This is a genomic window from Mangrovicoccus ximenensis (assembly GCF_003056725.1).
Classification (GTDB): domain Bacteria; phylum Pseudomonadota; class Alphaproteobacteria; order Rhodobacterales; family Rhodobacteraceae; genus Mangrovicoccus; species Mangrovicoccus ximenensis.
In genome coordinates, this window is sequence record NZ_QBKZ01000001.1 from 1 (window position 1) to 19,215 (window position 19,215).

Here is a 19,215-nt window from a genome sequence, read left to right on the forward strand (position 1 = left end):
ATCCTCGATGCCGTGATGGTCATGCAGCCCGCCGATCAGCATGCCGCCATGGTGCCAGACCCGGTTCGACAGGATCTCGGGCGCGAGATTGCCGTCGAGGCTCTGCCGCAAGTCGCGCAGCAGCAGGTCCGAGAGGCGGCGGAAGCCCAGGTGCTTCTCCAGCCAGAATTCGGCCAGCCCGCGGAAGCGCGCATGCTCCGTCCAGGCCGAGCGCGGCAGGTCCGCGACCAGAGCGCGCAGCGCGTCGGGCAGGCCCTCGCGGGCGGAGAGGGAGTCGTCCTCGGCCATGGCGGCACCTCCTGGCGGGAATTGAGACGAAAAAGGCGCGGGCTGTCCACCCGCGCCTTGCATTGGCTTGCCCGGGGGGCCGGTTTCAGCCGCCGACGACTTCGGCCACGGCCTTCGCCAGAAGCGGCACGGTCTCGGTGTTGAGGCCCGCGATGTTGATCCGGCTGTCGGAAACGCCGTAGACGCCGTGCGTCTCGCGCAGGACGTCCATTTCCTCCGCGCTCAGCCCCAGCATCGAGAACATGCCGCGGTGGCGCGCGATGAAATCGAAGCGGTCGGAATTGGTCAGCCGCTTCAGCTCGGCGGCGAGCTGCTCGCGCAGCGCCAGCATGCCGGTGCGGACCTCTTCCAGTTCGGCCATCCACTCGGCCTTGAGCGCGTCATCGGCCAGGATCATCGCCACGAGCCGCGCGCCGTGATCCGGCGGGAAGGAGTAGTTCTGGCGGTTCAGATAGGCCAGCGTCTTCTGCGCGCGGCCGGTTTCCGCGCCGCCGCGCGACACCGCCATCAGCGCGCCGGTGCGCTCGCGGTAGACGCCGAAATTCTTCGAGCAGCTCGCCGCGATGATCGTCTCGGGGCAGTTCTCGGCCACGAGGCGCACGCCGAAGGCGTCCTCTTCCAGCCCGTCGCCGAAGCCCTGGTAGGCGATGTCGATCATCGGGATCAGGCCGCGCTCGTTGAGGATGTCGACCACCTGGCGCCATTGCGCCTTGGTCAGGTTGGCCCCCGTCGGGTTGTGGCAGCAGCCGTGCAGCAGGATCACGTCGCCCGGCAGCGCGGTGTCGAGATCGGCGATCATGCCCGCGAAATCGACCTCGCCGGTCTCGGCGTCGAAATAGCGGTAGGGCTTGTGCGCCACGCCCATGTGCTTGAGGATCGAGATGTGGTTGCCCCAGGTCGGGGTCGAGTACCACACCGTCGCCGATGCGTTGCCGAGCTTCACGAGGTCGAAGCCCTGGCGCACCGCGCCGGTGCCGCCGGGGGTCGCCACGCAGGCCACGTCGCCGCGCGGAACCGCATCGCCCAGCACCAGGCCGACCATCGCGTCGTTGAACTCGGGCGCGCCGGCCAGGGCCACGTAGGTCTTGGTGGTCTCGGTTTCCCACAGCGTCTTCTCTGCGGTCTTCACGGCCCGCATGATCGGGGTGTGGCCGCTGGCGTCCTTGTAGACGCCGACGCCCAGGTCGATCTTCTGCTCCCGCGGGTCCTCGCGGTACATGGCCATGAGCTTCAGGATCTTGTCTTCGGGCTGGTCGGGAAGAGCGCTGAACATCGCAACCTCGCTGTCAGGATTGATGCTGCGCGGCTTAGGCGAATCCGCAGCCAAGGGCAATGACTGCCGCCATGGGCTCCGCCGGGAATGCCGCGATCGGCCCGGTTCAGCGGAAATTGTCGAGATTCACGCCCTCGCCGCAGAGCCTGAGCAGCATTTCGCGGTCGGTGACGCGGATCCGGCGATAGGCCTGCTCGATGCAGCCGAGCTCCGCCAGCCGCTTCAGCACCCGCTGCAGCGTCGGTTCCGACAGCGCGACGAGCTCGGCCAAGCTCGATTGCGACAGGTTCACATGGCCCTGCGGATCGGGCGCGCGCTCGAGCTGCAGGAGCAGCCGCAGCGCGACCCGGGCATCCGAGGAGACCAGCGAGATGTTCGACATCAGGAAGAAGGTCGTCGCGAAGTTCATGTAGCTCAGCCGGTAGAAGTCGCGGTAGAGCAGCGGGTGCTCGGCCAGCAGCGCCGCGAGATCGGCAGCGCGCAGGAACAGCAGCTCCGCATCGGTGGCGGCACGCACCGAGACCAGCCGTTTCGCGTCCGACATCACCGCCAGGTCGCCGATCCAGAAGCCGCTTTCGGCGCGGTGGAACGTGTATTCCGTGCCGTCCGGCCGCGGCACCGAAATGTCGAGCCCGCCGGACACGAGGCCGTAGAGCCCGTCCGCCGGATCGCCCTGCAGGTAGACGGCATTGCCCGGCGAGAACCGGCGCAACCGCGCCAGCGGCGCCAGCAGGCTGCGGGTGCTTTCGGGACAATCGGCGAACCAGCCCTGCGCCGAGACCGCGCGCAGGGCGCGGGACCGATCTGCCGCGCGGCTGGCGGTTCCGGCATTTCTCATCAGGATCCCCTCACGTGAGGTATTGGTGCAGCCCCCCGACCGCTACCGTGGAAACAGACGCCCCGGGAGGCGTCGGATTGCAGCATGCCGGAGCGCATGGCTGCGCGCAATTCGGGTCGGCAACAGGGAGCACGGCAACATGAACCGCATCATTCTGGCGGCAGGGGGCCTTGCCCTTGCGATCACCGGCGGGGCGCAGGCCCAGGAGGCCAGCGAGGCCACGCAGGCGGCGAACGCGGCGCTTCTGGACTACCTGCCTTTCGCCGACGGGACCGATTTCGAGAATGCCATGCGCGGCCAGATCGCGACGCTCGACGCCGGCCAGATCACCGCGCCCGACGGCACGCCGATCTACGACATGGCCCAGTTCGATTTCCTGCAGGGCGACGCGCCGGCCACGGCCAATCCGAGCCTCTGGCGGCAGAGCAGGCTGAACGCCATCCACGGGCTGTTCGAGGTGGCCGAGGGGCAGATCTACCAGGTCCGGGGCTTCGACCTGGCGGTGATGAGCTTCATCCGCGGCGAAACCGGCTGGATCGTGGTCGATCCGCTGACCGCCAACGAGACCGCCGCCGCCGGGCTGAAGCTCCTGCGCGAGACGGTCGAGGACCTGCCGGTCACCGGCGTGATCTTCACCCATAGCCATGTCGACCATTTCGGCGGCGTGAAAGGCATCCTCACCCCCGACGAGATCGAGGCGGACGGCATCCCGGTGGTCGCTCCGGTCGGGTTCTTCGAGGAGGCGGTCAGCGAGAACCTGATCGCCGGCAACACGATGAGCCGCCGCGCCTCCTACATGTACGGCAATGTCATCGCCAAGGGGCCGGAGGGCTCGCTGGGCTCGGGGCTCGGCACCACCACCGCGGCCGGGACGGTGACGATCGTCGAGCCGACCCTGACGATTTCCGAGACGCCGCAGACCGAGACGGTCGACGGGCTGGAGCTGGTCTTCCTCAACACGCCGGGCGCCGAAGCCCCGGCGGAGCTGATGTTCTACATCCCCGCCTTCAAGGCGATGATGCAGGCCGAGGAAATCAACCACACGCTTCACAACCTCTACACGCTGCGCGGCGCAAAGGTCCGTTCGGGCGACCTGTTCGCCAAGTACATCAACGACACGATCAACCGCTTCGGCGACGAGGTGGAGGTCAGCTTCGGCAGCCACCACTGGCCGACCTGGGGCAACGAGGCGATCCTCGCCCTGTGGAAGGGCCAGCGCGACACCTACCGCTACATCCATGACGAGACCCTGCGGCTCGCCAACACGGGCGAGACCATGCTGGAGATCGCCGAGGAGCTGGCCCTGCCCGACAGCCTGGCCAAGATGTTCTCGAACCGCGGCTATTACGGCAGCGTCAGCCACAACGCCAAGGCGCAGTACCAGCTCTATTTCGGCTGGTTCTCGGGCAACCCGTCCGAGCTGCACGAGCTGCCGCCCGTCGAGGAGGGCAAGAAATTCGTCGAATATGCCGGCGGCGCCGCGGCGGTGATCGAGAAGGCGAAGGCCGATTACGAGGCCGGGGAGTACCGCTGGGTGGCGACCGCGCTGAACCACGTGGTCTTCGCCGATCCGGAGAATGCCGAGGCCAGGGGGCTGCTGGCCGATGCGCTGACCCAGATGGGCTACCAGGCCGAAAGCGGCCCCTGGCGGAACTTCTACCTCTCGGGCGCGAAGGAGCTGCGCGACGGGGTCGAGGTCGTGGCCACCCCGGCGACGGCGTCTGCGGACATCGTGCGCAACCTGCCGCTGGAGACCTATCTCGACTATCTCGCGGTGCGGCTGAACCACCCCGAGGCCGCCGGGCAGGAGATCGCGCTGAATTTCGTCATGCCCGATGCGGGCGAGGAATTCGTGGTGACGGTGACGAACGGCGTGATGAACTACACGCTCGGCCGCCAGCAGGACGGGGCGGATGCGACGGTGACGCTGGACCGCACGGTGCTCGACGACATCAACCTGGGCCAGGTGACGATGATGGACGCGATCGCCGGCGGCTCGGTCACGGTCGAAGGCGACAGCGGCAAGGTCGAGGATTTCGTCGGCCTGCTCGACACGTTCGAGTTCTGGTTCGACATCGTCACGCCCTGACCCCCCAGGCTTCGGGACAGAGAACACCGGGACCCTGCCGGCGGCGGGGTCCCTTGCCGCGTTCCCTCCCGGCCGCTTCGCGCCAGTGTCCCGGTGCCGCGCGGAGTTCCGCCGCAGCCCTGTCCGGTTGCGCGACGGGGGGGATTGTGCTTCCCTTCGGCAATGCTCCGCCGACCGCGCCCTGCCCGAGGCCGGTCCGTGCGGAGAAATCGCCCATTCGGGGTGGTGACCGCTGGCCGCGCGAACCTCGCGGCCGCGGCAGACACACGAAGAGAGAGCGGGAGTTTCCCATGAAGATCACCAGACTGAGCGCGGCGGCTGTTCTCGGGCTTGCCGCAGGCACAGGCGCGGCCATGGCCCAGGACGCCTGCGGCGACGTCTCGATCGCCGAGATGAACTGGGCCTCGGCCGAGCTGATGGCAAATGTCGACGCGATCATCCTGGAAGAAGGCTATGGCTGCGACATCGAGCTGATCCCCGGCGCCACCAACACGACCTTCGCCTCGATGAACGAGAAGGGCCAGCCGGATGTCGCGCCCGAGCTGTGGATCAACGCGGTGCGCGAACCGCTGTCGAAGGCCAAGGAGGAAGGCCGCCTGCACGTGCTGCTCGAAGGACCGATCACCGGGCTCGGCGAAGGCTGGTGGGTGACCGCGGAATTCGCCGAGGCGCATCCCGAGATCGACACGGTCGAGAAGATGCTGGAGCATCCCGAACTGGTGCCGGATGTCGAGGATCCCGACATGGGCGCCTTCATGGGCTGCCCGGCCGGCTGGGGCTGCCAGCTGGCGAACGCGAACATGTTCCGCGCCTTCGACATGGAGGAAAAGGGCTGGAAGCTGGTGGATCCGGGCTCTGCGGCCGGGCTCGACGGCTCTATCGCCAAGGCGGTGAACCGCTCGCAGCCCTGGTTCGGCTATTACTGGTCGCCGACTGCGGTGATCGGCAAGTACGGGCTCGTTCTGCTGCCCTTCGAGACCGAATGGGCCGGCACCGAGAACTGGGACGGCTGCATCGTCAAGCCCGAGCAGGAATGCCTCGACCCGCAGCCGTCGAGCTGGACCAAGTCCGAGGTCGAGACCGTCGTGACCGATGCCTTCCTCAAGGAAGGCGGGATCGCGCAGGACTATTTCAAGGCCCGCATCTTCCCCGGCGACGTGATGAACCAGATGCTGGTCTACATGACCGAGAACCAGGCCAATGGCGAGGATGCCGCCTTCGAGTTCCTGATCCAGCACGAGGACATCTGGACCCAGTGGGTGCCCGGGGATGTCGCCGAGAAGGTCAAGGACGCGCTCTGAGCGCCGCCCGGCCTGACTTGCCCGCGGCTCCGGCCGCGGGCTTTGCATTGAAAGGAGTCCCATGCTCGACTTCCTGTCCGAATTCCCGTCGCTCGGCCGCCGCGACCTCTCGGCGCTCCGCCAGTGGATCGACGAAGGCTTCCGCACGTTTTCGCGTGCCTATGGCGAACAGCTCGAAGCGTTCTTCAACCCCCTGCTGAGGTTCCTCGTCTGGTTCCAGGACCTGCTGACCGACGCGCCCTGGCCCCTTGTCATCCTGGCGATCGCGGCGCTGACCTGGTTCGGCGCGCGCAGCTGGAAGATCACCGGCGGGACCATCGTCGCCTTCCTGCTGATCGGCATCTTCGACATGTGGGAAGACACGATGGCGACGCTCGCCATGATCTCGGTTGCGACGGTCCTGTGCATCGCCATCGGCATCCCGCTGGGCATCCTGATGGCGCGCTGGGACCGCGCGCAGTCGGTGATCACGCCGATCCTCGACGTGATGCAGACCATTCCGAGCTTCGTCTACCTGATCCCGGTGGTGATGCTCCTCGGGATCGGCAAGGTGCCGGGGCTGCTGGCGGTGTGCATCTATGCCATCCCGCCGATCGTGCGCCTGACCAATCTCGGGATCCGGCTCGTCGACCGCGAAGTGATGGAGGCGGCGGAAGCCTTCGGCGCCTCCTACCGGCAGAAGCTCTGGGGGGTGCAGATCCCGCTGGCGCTGCCGAACATCTTCGCGGGCGTCAACCAGACCATCATGATGGCGCTGTCGATGGTCGTCATCGCCTCGATGATCGGGGTGCAGGGGCTGGGCGTGCCGGTGCTGCGCGCGATCTCCAACCAGTACCTGGCGCTCGGCCTGATGAACGGGCTCGCCATCGTGGCGCTGGCCATCATCTTCGACCGCGTCAGCCAGACCTATGGCAAGCGCCTGCAAGCCTATCGGGAGACCGGCCGTGACTGAAGAGGAACCCAAGGTCCGCATCAAGAGCCTCTACAAGATCTTCGGCGACACCCCGAAGGTGGCGCTGTCGCATGTGCAGGCGGGCATGTCCAAATCCGAGCTGCTCGAGCAGAAGGGCCACGTCCTGGGGCTGCGCGACATCAATCTCGACATCCCCGGCCGCAAGATCCAGGTGATCATGGGGCTGTCCGGCTCGGGCAAGTCGACGCTGATCCGCCACCTGAACCGGCTGATCGAGCCCACCTCGGGCGAGATCTGGGTCGATGGCGAAGACGTGCTGGCGATGAACGACAAGGCTCTGCGCGACCTGCGGCGCTTCCGGATGTCGATGGTGTTCCAGAAATTCGGCCTGCTGCCGCACCGCACGGTGCAGGAGAATGTCGAATACGGGCTCGGCATCCAGGACGTCGACCAGGGCGAGGCCGCGGAGCGCGCGAAGAAATGGATCGACCGGGTCGGGCTCGCGGGCTTCGAAGGCCACTATCCCGGACAGCTCTCGGGCGGCATGCAGCAGCGGGTCGGGCTGGCCCGCGCGCTGGCCACCGATGCCGAGATCCTGCTGATGGACGAGGCGTTCTCGGCGCTCGACCCGCTGATCCGCACCGACATGCAGACGATCCTGCTGGAGCTGCAGGAAGAGCTGCACAAGACGATCATCTTCATCACCCACGATCTCGACGAGGCGCTCCGGATCGGCGACCGCATCGCGATCCTGCGCGACGGCGAGATCATCCAGGCCTCGGACCCGCAGGACATCCTGATGAACCCGGCAGATGCCTACATCACCGATTTCATCAAGGACGTGAACCGGGCCAAGGTGGTGCGGATGCGCTCGATCATGGGCCCGGCCGCCCCGGCGCAGGGCGCGCCGGTCGCAGTCTCCGACACGATCGAGGAAGCGCTGCAGAAGCTCCATGCCGCCCCCGACGGCTGCTGCCCGGTGATGGCCGGGGACGAGATCCGCGGCACGGTCGGCATCGATGCGGCGATCCAGGCGCTGAAGGCGCCCGCCGCGGCCGGGGCGCATTACAGCTGAGCCATGCCGGGAGAGGGCCCGCCCTCTCCCGGACCCTCACCGCGGGCAGCGCGGCGCGAAATGGCAGCCGGGCGGTGGATTGAGCGGCGAGGGGATCTCGCCCTCGATCGGCTTGAACTCCACCAGCGCCTCGCCCTCGGCGGCGATCCGCGGAACGCTGTCGAGCAGCGCCGCCGTGTAGGGATGCGCCGGTCGCCCGAAGACGGATTGCGTCTCGCCCAGCTCGACGATGCGGCCCAGATACATCACGGCGACCCGGTCCGAGACATGGCGCACGACGCTGAGGTCATGGGAGATGAACACGCAGGTCAGCTCCAGCTCGCGGCGCAGCTCGAGGAAGAGGTTGATCACCTGCGCCTGGATCGACACGTCGAGCGAGGCCACGGGTTCGTCGCAGATCAGGAGCTTCGGCTGCATGGCGAGGGCGCGGGCGATTGCGATGCGCTGGCGCTGGCCGCCCGAGAACTGGTGCGGATAGCGGTGCGACAGCGACGGGTCGAGCCCGACGCGGGCGAACCAGCGCTCCACGTATTTCTGTGCCATCGAGGGCATGATCAGCCCGTGCAGGATCGGCCCCTCGGCCACGGCATCGCCGACCTTCATGCGCGGATCGAGCGAGGCGAAGGGGTCCTGGAACACGGTCTGGACGGCGGTCGTGGTCTTCTTGCCGTGCTCCATCACCGGCAGCCCGTCGATGCGCACTGTCCCGGCCGAAGGCGAATGGATGCCGGCCATGATGCGGCCGAGGGTGGATTTCCCGCAGCCGGATTCGCCTACGAGCCCCAGCGTCTGGCCCTTGGCGAGCTCCAGCGTGACGCCCGAGACGGCCTGCAGCCCCGGAGGCGGGCCCTTGCGGGTGATCGCGCGGGCGAGCTTGCCGCCCATGGTCTGGCGGGAGGTGAAGGTTTTCGAGACGTCCTCGACCTTCAGGTACTGGTCGCGGGGCTTCATGAGGCAGCGCGCTCCTTCTGTTCCAGGCCCAGCGGATGCAGGCACCGCCATCCGCGCGCGCCGAACTGCACCATTTCCGGCCGCGCGCCGCAGGCATCGGTGGCAAAGCTGCAGCGGGGCGCGAAAGCGCAGCCCGGCGGCAGGGCGCCGAGCGCGGGCATGGAGCCGGGGATCTGGGTCAGCATCTGGCCGGGGGCGGTGGCCGAGGGCAGGCTGTCGATCAGCCCGCGTGTATAGGGGTGGCGCGGATCGCGCAGCACCTGCGCCGAGGGGCCTTCCTCGACCAGCCGGCCGGCATACATCACGAGGATGCGCGAGGCCAGCGCCGAGACCACGGCGAGGTCATGGCTGATCCAGATCATCGCCACGCCGTAGTCGCGGGCGAGCGCCTTCATCTCGTGGATGATCTGCGCCTGGATCGAGACGTCGAGCGCGGTCGTGGGCTCGTCGGCGACGACGACGGCGGGACGGTGCAGCAGCGCGATGGCGATGGCCGCGCGCTGGCGCATGCCGCCCGAGAATTCGTGCGGATAGGATGTCAGCCGCTCCCGCGCGGAGGGGATGCCGACCCGGGCCAGCGCCTCGGCGCTCTTCTCCGCCGCGGCCTTGCGCGACAGCTTCTCATGCGCGGCCAGCGCCATCTCCATCTGCTGCCCGATGGTCAGCAGCGGGTTGAGCGTGGCGATCGGGTCCTGGAAGATCATGGCGATCTCCTTGCCCCGGCGCTTGCGCAGGTCCTGCGGCGACATGCCGACCAGTTCGGTGCCGTCGAGCTTCACCGATCCCCCGGCGATCCGTCCGGGCGCATCGACCAGGCCCAGGAGCGAAAAGCCGGTGACGGACTTGCCCGAGCCGCTTTCGCCGACGAGGCCGATGATTTCGCCGGGGCTGAGCGAGAAGGAAACGCCGTCCACCGCGCGCAGCGCGCCATTGGGCGTGGCGAATTCGGTCTGCAGGTTTTCGACTTCGAGGACCGGCTTGCTTGTTTCGGGGGTCATCGGCGCAGCCTCGGGTTCAGCTGGTCGCGGATCTGGTCGCCCACGATGTTGATGGCCATGATCAGGAGGATCAGCATCACGCCGGGATAGACCGAGATCCAGTAGCGGCCGCTCATCATGTAGGGGAAGCCGTTGGAAATGAGCATGCCGAGGGACGGCTCGGTGACCGGCAGGCCGAGGCCGAGGAAGCTGAGCGTTGCCTCCAGCGAGATCGACGAGGCGATCTGCACGGTGGCCACGACGATCAGGGGCGGCGCGCAATTCGGCAGCAGGTGCTTGAACACGACCCGGCGGGCATGGAGCGGCGTCGCCAGCGCCGCCTCGATATAGTCCTTGCGCCGTTCGGAGGTGGCCGCGCCATAGGCGGTCCGGGCGAAATAGGCGTATTGCGCGGCAACGAGCGCGGTGACGAGCTGCGCCTTGCCCTGGCCGAGCAGCGCGGAGAGAACCAGCGCCAGCAGGATCGCCGGGAAGCTCAGCTGCAGATCGACGATCCGCATGATCAGGCTTTCGACCCAGCCGCCGAGATAGGCCGCGACCACGCCCAGCGTGGCGCCGATGGCCAGCGCGATGGCGCCGGCCATGATGCCGATCTCGATCGAGATGCGCAGGCCGTAGAGAATGGCGGAGAGCAGGTCGCGCCCCTGCGGGTCGGTGCCGAGGATATGGGTGTAGCCGCCGGACCCGGTGAAGCCCGGCGGGCGGCGCGCATCCATCAGAGAGAGGGCGCCCAGGTCATATGGGTCCTGCGGCGCGATCAGCGGGGCGAAGACGGCGACGAAGACCAGCAGCACGGTCAGCCCCAGCGCCACGGCGGCGACCCGGTTGCGGCGGAATTCGCGCCAGAACAGCAGAAGCGGCGGGGTGGCCTTCTGCGGCGGGGAAATGTCGGTCATGCGCCCTGCCTTCCGGAGCGGATGCGGGGGTCGATCAGCGCGAACACGAGATCGACGGTGAAATTGATCATGACGAAGAGGAAGGCGATCAGCACCAGATAGGCGACCATGACCGGACGGTCGAGCACGCCGATCGAGTCGATGATCAGCTTGCCGACGCCGGGCCAGGAGAAGATCGTCTCGGTCACCACCGCGAAGGCCAGCGTCGAGCCCAGTTCCAGGCCGAAGACGGTGATCAGCGGGATCGAGATCAGCTTCAGTACGTGGCGGCGCAGGATCACGCCTTCGGGGATGCCGGCGGCGCGGGCGAATTTGACGGTGTCCGACAGCATCACCTCGCGGGTGCCGGCGCGCGCCAGCCGGATCATCATCGCGAGCTTGAAGAGCGCCAGGTTGATCGCCGGGAGGACGATATGCGAAAGCCCGTCGAGCGTCAGGAAGCTCCAGGGAATGCCGAAGACGGTGACCGTGTCGCCGCGCCCGCCCGCGGGCAGCCAGCCCAGCGAGACCGCGAAGGTCAGGATCAGGATCAGCCCGACCCAGAAGGACGGCACCGAGAAGCCGAGGATCGACAGGCCCATGATCGCCTTCGACAGCCAGCTGTCGGGCTTGACGCCCGCATAGACGCCGAGCGCGACGCCGGTGACGGCGGCGAAGAGGATGGAGATCAGCACCAGCTCGAGCGTCGCGGGCAGGCGGCCGCCGATCAGCTCCAGAACGGGCACGTTGTAGACGAAGGAGCGGCCGAAATCGCCGTGGAGCAGGTTCCAGGCGAAGATGCCGTACTGCTCCCAGAGCGGCAGGTCGAGGCCGAGGCGGCGGATCGCTTCCTCGCGCATCGCCTGGGTGGCGTCGGGCGGGATGACGATGTCGACCGGGTTGCCGATGGCATAGACGCCGACGAAGACGATCACCGACATCACGGCCATGACCGCCACCGCCTGGATCGCGCGCTGGATGATGAAACCGAGCATGGGGGCTCCGCTGTGTCCGGGGACGGCGGCCGGAAGGGGAAAAGGGACCGGCCGCCGCGGGGACCAGACCGGTCAGTCGGCCGGCTGGATGAAATAGGCGAGGGTCTCGCCGTCGATGCGGGGCGTGTAGTCGAGCAGCCCGGCCTGGGCGGCCCAGACCGATTGCAGCTGCACGATCGGGATCAGGACGCGCGCCTCGGCGGTCATCTCCATCGCCTCCTCGAAGATGCCGCGGCGCTTGTCCTCGTCCATCTCGGCCGCCCCGGTCTCGATCAGCGCGTCGAGCTCGGGATTGGCGTAATGCACGCGGTTATAGGCGCCGAGGCCCTTTTCCGGATCCGCGCTGTGGACCTGCGAGCCCAGCGTATAGGCGGCCTCGCCGGTCAGCGTGCCCCAGCCGTTCATCGACACCGAATAGTCGCCGCGCGCCTGGGCGGGGAAATAGACGGTGCGCGAGATCGCGTTGACATTGGTCTCGATGCCGACCGCGCTGAACATCTGGCCCAGCCCCTGGCAGATCGCCGCGTCGCCCGGCAGGCGGTCGCCGGTGCAGTAGAGGTCCATCTGGAACCCCTCGGGATAGCCTGCCTCGGCCAGGAGCTCCTTGGCGCCGGCCGGGTCGTAGTCCGGCTGCGGAATGTCCTCGGAATAGCCGAAGAAGCCCGGCGGCATGCCCTGGTTGGCGGGCTTGCCGAGGCCCTCGAGCACGATCTCGACCATGGTGCCGCGGTCGATGGCCTTGTCGATGGCCGCGCGCACCCGCGGATCGGTCAGCGGGTTCTCGTCGAGCTCCGAGCCGTCCTTGGCGCGCAGGCCCGGCATCTCGTCGGGGCGCTGGTCGAGCAGCAGGTTCATGATGTAGATGCTGTCGCCGACCACGGTATCGACGCTGCTGTCCTGCTGCAGCGCCAGATAGTCGATCGAGGAAATGTCCGTGGCCAGGTCGACCTGCCCGGATTTCAGCGCGGCGAGGCGCGAGCTGTCATTCGGCATTTCCTTGCGGGTCACGGTTTCCCACGGCGCCGGGCCGCGCCAGTAATCGTCGAAGCGCTCCAGCACCAGATCGCCCTTCGGCTCCCAGCTGACGAACTTGAACGGACCGGTGCCGATCGTCGCCTTGCCGCTGTTGAAGCCCTCGGCCGAGGTCTCGGCGGTGGAATAGTCGGCGGCGGCGGCATGCGAGACGATGAACAGCCGCACGAAGTCGTAGGGCAGGGTGGGCGCCGGTTCGCCGGTATGGATGCGCACGGTCAGCGGGTCGACGATCTCGACCTCCTGGGCGCGGCGCACATAGACGGCGGTCGAGGTCGGTCCGGTCACGGCCGGGATGCGCTCGATCGAGAACTTGACGTCCTCGGCGGTGAAATCCGACCCGTCATGGAATTTCACGCCCTCGCGCAGCTTGAATTCCCAAGTGGTGTCGTCGACCGGCTCCCAGGACACGGCGAGGCCGGGCTCGATCTGCAGATCTCCATTGGCCCAGACAAGTGTATCAAACATGTGCTTGGCGGCCTCGGCATGGGTGCCGAGCGCCGAGTAATCGGGATCGAGTGACTCCGGGCCGCCGCGGACGGCGACCGTGAGATCCTGGGCCCAGGCGCTGGACGCGACCAGGAGAGCGAGCGCAGAGAGCCCGCCGAGCTTCATGTAGGCCATTGTGTTTCCCTGTTGTTTCCGCCCGGATTCGGGTCCGGACCGGGTCGGCGTCTGGCGCCGGTTCATGTATGGAAGTGTTCGGCCAAGCCCGTCTCAGGTCAAGGAATTGGCGATAGAATTTTCTTTGCGGTCCTTAAGTCCGGCTTATGGGGCATAGGAAAAATTGCGCCTCTTGTTCTGGGTCATCCGCTAACATCCTGATTTTACTGCACCAAGGCCTGCGGCGTGTTTTTCCTATCATGGAAACTTGTTTCGTTTCCTGCCGGACTGCCGCCGAAAAAATGGGCTTCGGGATGTGGGTTTGGGCATCTTGCGCGGGCGGGGCCGCTTCGGACTGGCCCGGACGACAGTTCTGTTCTAGCTCTTGGGGGCACATCATCAGGCGGAGGACGGCATGGCGGACGGAGAGACGTCGCATGGCGGGATTGCGGCGCTGCTCGCCGGGCTCGACCGCGGGCTCGATGCGCCGCCCGCGGCGCAGCTGCGCGGCATCCTGGAATACGGCATCCTGATCGGCACGCTGCGCCCCGGCGACCGGCTGCCGACGGTGCGCGAGCTGCGGCGCTTGCGGTCCGGCTTGCGCCGGTGGGGGGGAGGACGCGGCAGCTCCGCTCCGGCACTGCCGGAGATGCAAGCGACCGGAGATCAGCGGGACAGCGACATCACCATCCTGACGTCTCCGCGCAGAGATGCCGCAGGCGTGCCGGGCGGCATGGGAGCCCCGCGGGCATAGCGGCGGCGGCGGCATGCCGGCCGTCCCCGATGACGTGCGGGACGGGTGCAGGCCGCAACAGTCCGGCGCGCTACGCTTGCAGGGACTGAGACGGGCGTTTCACGGCATTGCGGGGCTGCGGTCACGAGGTTTGGACGGTCGGCGCCAGTCCCGGACCGATTTTGGCCCGGTTCCTCGCTGCCGCCATCGCGTCATGACCCGCGACCGGAACCGGGAACAGGGTCTTGCCGCAGCGCAATGTCCTTGTCCGGGCCCGGCTGCGCCGCGCCCTCCTGCTCCCTGTTCCGCCCCGGCCCCCGAGCCGGGGCCCGCCCGCTCCGCCGCAGCGACGACGGTGCCATTGCGAATTCCCGCCGGAACGCATCCGAAAAATGCGACGACCCGGCAAAGCCGGTCATCTGCGCCACCGCGGACAGCGGCAGCCGGGTCGAGGCCAGCATCTCCCGCCCGGTCTCGAGGCGCATCCGCCGGTATTCGGCCATCACCGTCCGGCCCAGCTCCTCGACGAAGCGGCGCTGCAGCTGGCGCGCCGAGATCCCTGCCAGATCGGCAATCTGCTCCAGCGCCAGCGGATCGGCGATATGGCTCTCCATCAGCTCCAGCGCCGCCGCCACCGCGGGCGAGAGCGCGCCGCGCCGGGTTGCGGCCGAGCTTTGCTGCGGTGCCTCGGCACCGCGGATCTCGGTCTGGATGAACCAGTCGGAAATCCGCTGCGCGAAACCGGTGCCATGGTCGCGGGCGATGATCGCATGCATCATGTCCAGGGGCGCCGACCCGCCCGCGCAGGTATAGCGGTCGCGGTCGATGACGAAGAGCCGCCGCTCCAGCAGCCAGTTGCCCGGCATCGCCTCGATGTCGCCGTAATGGTGCCAGTGGACGGTGAAGCGGCGGTTTTCCAGGAGCCCGGCCCGCGCCAGCACCACCGCGCCGCCGGAAATGCCGCCCAGGGCGACTCCGTTGCGGTCGGCCTGGCGCAGCCAGCCGAGCAGCGCGGGATCGGCGATCCGCCCCGGCTCGCCCCCCGCCACCACGAAGATCAGGTCATGCAGCGGCAGTGCATCGCGGTAGCGCCGCGCCGGGAACGCGGCGCCGATCGACGACACCGCCTCGGGGCCGGTCGTGGAAAACAGCGTGATGTCATAGGCCTGAGAGGCGGCAAACAGGTTCGCGGCGCGCAGCGGCTCCAGCGCGGCGGCCGTCGACATCAGCGCATAGCCGTCGATCAGCAGGAAGGCGANCCCGGCGCATCGGCAGGCTCCGTCAGGGGGCAAGGCGCGACCAGATTACGGAACAAAATGTCCTTAATCAAGAAGACAAGCCGGGCGGGCGCTNTGCTACCACATCCNGGGCACGAAGGAGCGAAGCATGAATTTCTCGGGGTTCAAGGTCGTCAGGGAAGCCCTGACCGGACACAGGGGCTGGGGGCCGCTCTGGCGCGATCCGGCGCCGCAGGCGGAATACGACTTCATCGTCGTCGGCGGCGGCGGGCACGGGCTCGCCACGGCCTATTACCTGGCAAGCGCTTTCGGCGAGGCGCGCGTCGCGGTGCTGGAAAAGGGCTGGCTCGGCTCCGGAAATATCGGCCGCAACACCACGATCATCCGCTCGAACTACCTGCTGCCCGGCAACCAGCCCTTCTACGAATTCTCGATGAAGCTCTGGGAGGGGCTGGAGCAGGAATTCAACTTCAACGCCATGGTCTCGCAGCGCTCGATCATCAACCTGTTCCACAGCGACGGCCAGCGCGACGCCTATCGCCGCCGCGGCAATGCCATGCATCTGTCGGGGGCGGGCGGGCGGCTGCTGTCGCAGGCCGAGCTGCGCGAAATGGCGCCGTTCCTCAACTTCGACAATGCCCGGTTCCCGATCAAGGGCGGGCTGATGCAGACCCGCGCCGGCACGGCGCGCCATGACGGGGTGGCCTGGGGCTATGCCCGCGGCGCCGACCGGCTGGGGGTCGACCTGATCCAGAACTGCGAGGTCACCGGCTTCCGCATCGAGGACGGCCGCGTGCTGGGGGTCGAGACCTCCCGCGGCTATGTCGGCGCGAAGAAGAAGGTCGGCGTCGCCGTCGCAGGCTCGTCGGGGCGGGTGATGGCGCTGGCGGGGATGCGCCTGCCGATCGAGAGCCACGTGCTGCAGGCCTTCGTCTCCGAAGGGCTGAAGCCCGTCATCCCGGGCGTGATCACCTTCGGCGCCGGGCATTTCTATGTCAGCCAGTCAGACAAGGGCGGGCTGGTCTTCGGCGGTGACATCGACGGCTACAACTCCTATGCGCAGCGCGGCAACATGCCGGTGATCGAGGATGTCGCCGAGGGCGGCATGGCGCTGATGCCGATGATCGGGCGGGCGCGGCTGCTGCGCGCCTGGGGCGGCATCATGGACATGTCGATGGACGGCTCGCCGATCATCGACGCCACCCATGTCGAAGGGCTCTGCCTCAATGCCGGCTGGTGCTATGGCGGCTTCAAGGCGACCCCGGCCTCTGGCTACTCCTTCGCCCATCTGCTGGCGACCGGCAGGCCGCACGCCACCGCCACCGCCTTCCGGCTCGACCGCTTCGCGCGCGGCCATGTCATCGACGAAAAGGGCGTCGGCGCCCAGCCCAACCTGCACTGAGATCCCCCCATGCTGATCCCCCATCCGCTTCTCGGCCCGCGCGACGCGCAGGAATTCACCTATCTGGGCGACGCGGCGCTGATCGACCGCCCCGACCCGTCGGCAGGCGAGGCCGCGTTCTGCGACTATGTCTTCCTGCGGGACAATCCGGCGGGCATCCATCGCGAGCTGTGGTTCCACGAACAGGGCGACCGCTCCTGGCTAGTCGTCACCCGCAACACCGTCACCCATGAGATCCTGGGCGCGGAACTGGCCACCGGCGTGGCACGGAGGCCGGCNATGACCCGCATCGACGGCGGCCTTGCCGACCGCAGCCGCCCGCTGGGCTTCACCTTCAACGGCAGGGCGCTGAGCGGCTGCGAGGGCGACACTCTGGCCTCGGCGCTCCTGGCGAACGGCGTCCAGCTGGTCGGGCGCAGCTTCAAGTATCACCGGCCGCGCGGCATCTTCTCGGCCGGGAGCGAGGAGCCGAACGCGCTGATGACGCTGCACTCCGGCGCCCGCAGCGAGCCGAACAGCCGCGCCACGGTGACCGAGCTCTTCGACGGGCGGGGTCGAGACGCGGACGATGTCGGCCCCCGCCTCGGCCGCGGCCTGGACCTGGGCCACCGTCGCCGCCACATCGGCGGTGTCGGTATTGGTCATGGTCTGGACGGCGATCGGCGCGCCGCCGCCCACCGGCACGTTGCCGACCATGATCTGGCGGGATTCGCGCCGGTAGATGTTCTTCCAGGGACGGACATGGTTGAGCGACATGGGGTGCTCCGCGTGGGTACTCGACTTGGCCGGACCATACGCGCGAAGCCCCCGGGCCGCAATGAGGCTCACTCCGCCAGCGGGCTCTCCGGCTTCAACACCAGTTCAGCGAGGCGCCGCAGCTCGGGATCGGCCGCCGTCATGTCGACCGCGCGGTAGCGATCGCTGAGCGCCGCGACCGACAGCTCGACATTCTTGGTCACCGCGCCCGCAGGCCCGGCCGGGCCCAGCGTCTCGCCGTTGACCGCGAAGAACAGCGATCCGGAGTTGCCCGCGCGCAGGCTGGGCGGCGTCTCGGTCTTGGGCAGCACGAAGCTTTCGCCCGCCGCCAGGGTCTTCTCCAGCAGCTTGGTGCCGTCGGCGGCGCTGACCCGCACCCAGACCGCGTCATTGGCGAAGAGCACGACTTCCGGCGGCGGCGGCTCCATCACCGAAACCTCCGCGACCTGGACCGGACCGGTCTGCGGCGCGGCGGCAGGCGCAGGCTGCGGGCCGTGGCGCTCGGGCAGATAGGCATCCGGCTTGGCGGGCAAGGATGTGGGAATGCCGGCAAGCTGGGTCTCGGACGGACCCACGAACCCCGCATAGGCGCCCTGCCCCTGCGGATCGAGAGTCGAGATCGGCCCGTCGCGGGCGACCATCACCGGCGCGTCGAGCGCCTGCGGGCGGTAGAGGTTCATCAGCGCCTCGCCGGTCGAGCGCGTCACGGCCGGGGCGTCGAGCCCTTCGACCGGCTCGAGATCGGGGCCGATGTTCAGCGCAACCACCGGGGTTTCCACCGGCGCCAGCGTCACCCGCTGGATCGATTGCAGCACCGACCAGGCACCGTAGCCGAGGCCGCCGAGCAGCGCCACCAGCGCCAGCGTCGAGGCCACCGCGCCGGGACGGATCTCGGCGAAGGCGGAGCCGTTCGGCCGAGCGGGCCTGCGGACCGGCGCCGCCGTCGCACGCGCCCGGCGCCATCCAGACGAAGCGGCTGCCGCTACGGCCGGCCATGCCGGTGCAGACCTGCACGGAGGCACCGGATGTGTCCTGGGTATTGCCGGAGATGCCGCTGCGGCCGGGACCGCGCCAGTAATCGTGTGCCATTTGCTACCCGCGGACCAAAGGCCCGCGTCCTCCCCTGGGCTCCGGCACAAACGGGACCATCTCCGCCCGGTCTGATGCCAGGCTGGATCCGGTCCGGCCGGAATGTCATGTGTCCAATACTGCATGTATTGCCGACCCAGGCAAATCAATTTCCCTTAAAAACACCGACTTTCGTCGCCGCGTCTGCAAAGCCCGGAACGCCGCGGCGCGGCCCCGGGAATTGATTAGGATCAAAGTCCTCAATTCCCGGATCGGGCAGACTGCGCCCGAGATCTTCAGCCATACCCAGGGAGCAAGGCAGACATGAGACTGACGCTACGCACGAATCTGGCCATGCGGACGCTTATGTTCTGCGCCGTCAATGACGACCGCACGGTCCGCAAGGCCGAAGTGGCCCGCGCCTGCAACGCTTCCGAGAATCACCTGGCCCATGTCATCGTGATTCTCTCGCAGCTCGGCGTGATCCAGACCACCCGCGGCCGCAATGGCGGGCTGCGCCTCGCGCGCCCGGCGGAGGAGATCGATATCGGCGAGGTGATTCGCGCGCTGGAAAGCACGGTGCCCTTCGCCGAGTGCTTCGAAGGGGCCGAGAACCACTGCCCGATCGTCGATCACTGCCGCCTGCGCGGCGTGCTCGCCAATGCGGTGGAGGCCTTCTACAAGGCGCTCGACGGCATCGCGCTGTCGGATCTGACCCAGGCCAATCCCGGTCTGATCAGCGTGCTCGGCATCCACGCCGAACAGGCCCTGCCCCGCGTCTGCTGAC

16 protein-coding genes and 4 pseudogenes are annotated in these 19,215 nt (G+C 68.0%); 9 read left to right on the forward strand and 11 right to left on the reverse strand.

Features of this window, described 5'->3' with window-relative positions; genetic code table 11:
* From C7T91_RS00005 to C7T91_RS00015, 3 genes and pseudogenes are all read right to left on the reverse strand, one after another.
* A pseudogene (locus C7T91_RS00005) lies at window positions 1-288 on the reverse strand (hemerythrin domain-containing protein); the annotation flags it as partial.
* 85 nt (window positions 289-373) lie between these two features.
* Window positions 374-1,561, reverse strand: coding sequence for an amino acid aminotransferase (locus tag C7T91_RS00010; RefSeq protein ID WP_108257514.1), 1,188 nt, complete (start codon window positions 1,559-1,561; stop codon window positions 374-376).
* 106 nt (window positions 1,562-1,667) lie between these two features.
* Window positions 1,668-2,399: a Crp/Fnr family transcriptional regulator gene (locus C7T91_RS00015; RefSeq protein WP_108257515.1), complete on the reverse strand. Its 732-nt coding sequence runs from the start codon at window positions 2,397-2,399 to the stop codon at window positions 1,668-1,670.
* Between the two features lie 139 nt (window positions 2,400-2,538).
* On the opposite strand from C7T91_RS00015, the gene C7T91_RS00020 reads away from it, so the two are divergent.
* The 4 genes from C7T91_RS00020 to C7T91_RS00035 all read left to right on the forward strand — a co-directional run bounded on the left by C7T91_RS00020 (window position 2,539) and on the right by C7T91_RS00035 (window position 7,777).
* Window positions 2,539-4,488 carry an alkyl/aryl-sulfatase gene (locus tag C7T91_RS00020; protein ID WP_108257516.1) on the forward strand — a complete coding sequence of 650 codons (1,950 nt, stop codon included), beginning with the start codon at window positions 2,539-2,541 and terminating at the stop codon, window positions 4,486-4,488.
* A gap of 290 nt (window positions 4,489-4,778) precedes the next feature.
* The gene (locus C7T91_RS00025; protein WP_108257517.1) at window positions 4,779-5,789 is read left to right on the forward strand and encodes a glycine betaine ABC transporter substrate-binding protein; all 1,011 of its coding nucleotides are present in this window, start codon (window positions 4,779-4,781) and stop codon (window positions 5,787-5,789) included.
* A gap of 61 nt (window positions 5,790-5,850) precedes the next feature.
* Complete coding sequence (locus tag C7T91_RS00030) at window positions 5,851-6,741, forward strand: ABC transporter permease (protein ID WP_108258423.1); 891 nt, start codon at window positions 5,851-5,853, stop codon at window positions 6,739-6,741.
* Window positions 6,698-7,777 carry a quaternary amine ABC transporter ATP-binding protein gene (locus C7T91_RS00035; protein WP_108257518.1) on the forward strand — a complete coding sequence of 360 codons (1,080 nt, stop codon included), beginning with the start codon at window positions 6,698-6,700 and terminating at the stop codon, window positions 7,775-7,777. The genes C7T91_RS00030 and C7T91_RS00035 overlap by 44 nt, the downstream gene beginning before the upstream one ends.
* 36 nt (window positions 7,778-7,813) lie before the next feature.
* Here C7T91_RS00035 and C7T91_RS00040 read toward each other — a convergent pair whose 3' ends face one another.
* The 5 genes from C7T91_RS00040 to C7T91_RS00060 form a co-directional block, all read right to left on the reverse strand.
* Window positions 7,814-8,728 carry an ABC transporter ATP-binding protein gene (locus C7T91_RS00040; protein WP_108257519.1) on the reverse strand — a complete coding sequence of 305 codons (915 nt, stop codon included), beginning with the start codon at window positions 8,726-8,728 and terminating at the stop codon, window positions 7,814-7,816.
* Window positions 8,725-9,726, reverse strand: coding sequence for an ABC transporter ATP-binding protein (locus C7T91_RS00045; protein WP_108257520.1), 1,002 nt, complete (start codon window positions 9,724-9,726; stop codon window positions 8,725-8,727). Before C7T91_RS00045 ends, C7T91_RS00040 begins: the two co-directional genes overlap by 4 nt.
* Complete coding sequence (locus C7T91_RS00050; RefSeq protein WP_108257521.1) at window positions 9,723-10,622, reverse strand: ABC transporter permease; 900 nt, start codon at window positions 10,620-10,622, stop codon at window positions 9,723-9,725. Before C7T91_RS00050 ends, C7T91_RS00045 begins: the two co-directional genes overlap by 4 nt.
* Window positions 10,619-11,596, reverse strand: coding sequence for an ABC transporter permease (locus tag C7T91_RS00055; protein ID WP_108257522.1), 978 nt, complete (start codon window positions 11,594-11,596; stop codon window positions 10,619-10,621). Before C7T91_RS00055 ends, C7T91_RS00050 begins: the two co-directional genes overlap by 4 nt.
* A gap of 72 nt (window positions 11,597-11,668) precedes the next feature.
* A complete protein-coding gene (locus C7T91_RS00060; RefSeq protein WP_108257523.1) occupies window positions 11,669-13,252 on the reverse strand; it encodes an ABC transporter substrate-binding protein in 1,584 nt (527 codons plus the stop codon).
* 394 nt (window positions 13,253-13,646) lie between these two features.
* Here C7T91_RS00060 and C7T91_RS00065 point away from each other — a divergent pair, with 394 nt between their 5' ends.
* Window positions 13,647-13,985 (forward strand): GntR family transcriptional regulator, encoded by a 339-nt coding sequence (locus C7T91_RS00065; RefSeq protein WP_108257524.1) that lies wholly within the window; start codon window positions 13,647-13,649, stop codon window positions 13,983-13,985.
* Window positions 13,986-14,176: 191 nt separating this feature from the next.
* Here the strand turns inward: C7T91_RS00065 and C7T91_RS00070 are convergent, their stop codons facing one another.
* Window positions 14,177-15,190, reverse strand: coding sequence for a GlxA family transcriptional regulator (locus C7T91_RS00070; RefSeq protein ID WP_108258424.1), 1,014 nt, complete (start codon window positions 15,188-15,190; stop codon window positions 14,177-14,179).
* A gap of 160 nt (window positions 15,191-15,350) precedes the next feature.
* Here C7T91_RS00070 and C7T91_RS00075 point away from each other — a divergent pair, with 160 nt between their 5' ends.
* The 3 genes and pseudogenes from C7T91_RS00075 to C7T91_RS00085 all read left to right on the forward strand — a co-directional run.
* A complete protein-coding gene (locus C7T91_RS00075; protein ID WP_108257525.1) occupies window positions 15,351-16,604 on the forward strand; it encodes a sarcosine oxidase subunit beta family protein in 1,254 nt (417 codons plus the stop codon).
* A 9-nt stretch (window positions 16,605-16,613) separates the two neighbouring features.
* Window positions 16,614-16,874 (forward strand): annotated as a pseudogene (locus C7T91_RS00080) (sarcosine oxidase subunit delta); the annotation flags it as partial.
* 9 nt (window positions 16,875-16,883) lie between these two features.
* A pseudogene (locus C7T91_RS00085) lies at window positions 16,884-17,183 on the forward strand (2Fe-2S iron-sulfur cluster-binding protein); the annotation flags it as partial.
* Here C7T91_RS00085 and C7T91_RS00090 read toward each other — a convergent pair.
* Window positions 17,154-17,360, reverse strand: a pseudogene (locus C7T91_RS00090) (flavodoxin-dependent (E)-4-hydroxy-3-methylbut-2-enyl-diphosphate synthase); the annotation flags it as partial. The pseudogenes C7T91_RS00085 and C7T91_RS00090 overlap by 30 nt on opposite strands.
* A 68-nt stretch (window positions 17,361-17,428) precedes the next feature.
* Entirely contained in the window at window positions 17,429-18,235 is an 807-nt protein-coding gene (locus C7T91_RS00095) for a DUF4115 domain-containing protein (protein ID WP_161555657.1), read from the reverse strand.
* A gap of 517 nt (window positions 18,236-18,752) precedes the next feature.
* Here C7T91_RS00095 and C7T91_RS00100 point away from each other — a divergent pair.
* Entirely contained in the window at window positions 18,753-19,214 is a 462-nt protein-coding gene (locus C7T91_RS00100; RefSeq protein ID WP_108257527.1) for an Rrf2 family transcriptional regulator, read from the forward strand.
* Window position 19,215: the final 1 nt, after the last annotated feature.

What these genes read in the sequence shown, in the direction of transcription:
- C7T91_RS00100 (WP_108257527.1), top strand. Translation starts at nt 18,753, where the DNA reads ATGAGACTGACGCTACGCACGAATCTGGCCATGCGGACGCTTATGTTC.
- C7T91_RS00065 (WP_108257524.1), top strand. Translation starts at nt 13,647, where the DNA reads ATGGCGGACGGAGAGACGTCGCATGGCGGGATTGCGGCGCTGCTCGCC.
- C7T91_RS00070 (WP_108258424.1), bottom strand. Translation starts at nt 15,190, where the DNA reads ATGTCGACGGCCGCCGCGCTGGAGCCGCTGCGCGCCGCGAACCTGTTT.
- C7T91_RS00025 (WP_108257517.1), top strand. Translation starts at nt 4,779, where the DNA reads ATGAAGATCACCAGACTGAGCGCGGCGGCTGTTCTCGGGCTTGCCGCA.
- C7T91_RS00075 (WP_108257525.1), top strand. Translation starts at nt 15,351, where the DNA reads ATGAATTTCTCGGGGTTCAAGGTCGTCAGGGAAGCCCTGACCGGACAC.
- C7T91_RS00030 (WP_108258423.1), top strand. Translation starts at nt 5,851, where the DNA reads ATGCTCGACTTCCTGTCCGAATTCCCGTCGCTCGGCCGCCGCGACCTC.
- C7T91_RS00020 (WP_108257516.1), top strand. Translation starts at nt 2,539, where the DNA reads ATGAACCGCATCATTCTGGCGGCAGGGGGCCTTGCCCTTGCGATCACC.
- C7T91_RS00050 (WP_108257521.1), bottom strand. Translation starts at nt 10,622, where the DNA reads ATGACCGACATTTCCCCGCCGCAGAAGGCCACCCCGCCGCTTCTGCTG.
- C7T91_RS00045 (WP_108257520.1), bottom strand. Translation starts at nt 9,726, where the DNA reads ATGACCCCCGAAACAAGCAAGCCGGTCCTCGAAGTCGAAAACCTGCAG.
- C7T91_RS00060 (WP_108257523.1), bottom strand. Translation starts at nt 13,252, where the DNA reads ATGGCCTACATGAAGCTCGGCGGGCTCTCTGCGCTCGCTCTCCTGGTC.
- C7T91_RS00035 (WP_108257518.1), top strand. Translation starts at nt 6,698, where the DNA reads ATGGCAAGCGCCTGCAAGCCTATCGGGAGACCGGCCGTGACTGAAGAG.
- C7T91_RS00015 (WP_108257515.1), bottom strand. Translation starts at nt 2,399, where the DNA reads ATGAGAAATGCCGGAACCGCCAGCCGCGCGGCAGATCGGTCCCGCGCC.
- C7T91_RS00055 (WP_108257522.1), bottom strand. Translation starts at nt 11,596, where the DNA reads ATGCTCGGTTTCATCATCCAGCGCGCGATCCAGGCGGTGGCGGTCATG.
- C7T91_RS00040 (WP_108257519.1), bottom strand. Translation starts at nt 8,728, where the DNA reads ATGAAGCCCCGCGACCAGTACCTGAAGGTCGAGGACGTCTCGAAAACC.
- C7T91_RS00010 (WP_108257514.1), bottom strand. Translation starts at nt 1,561, where the DNA reads ATGTTCAGCGCTCTTCCCGACCAGCCCGAAGACAAGATCCTGAAGCTC.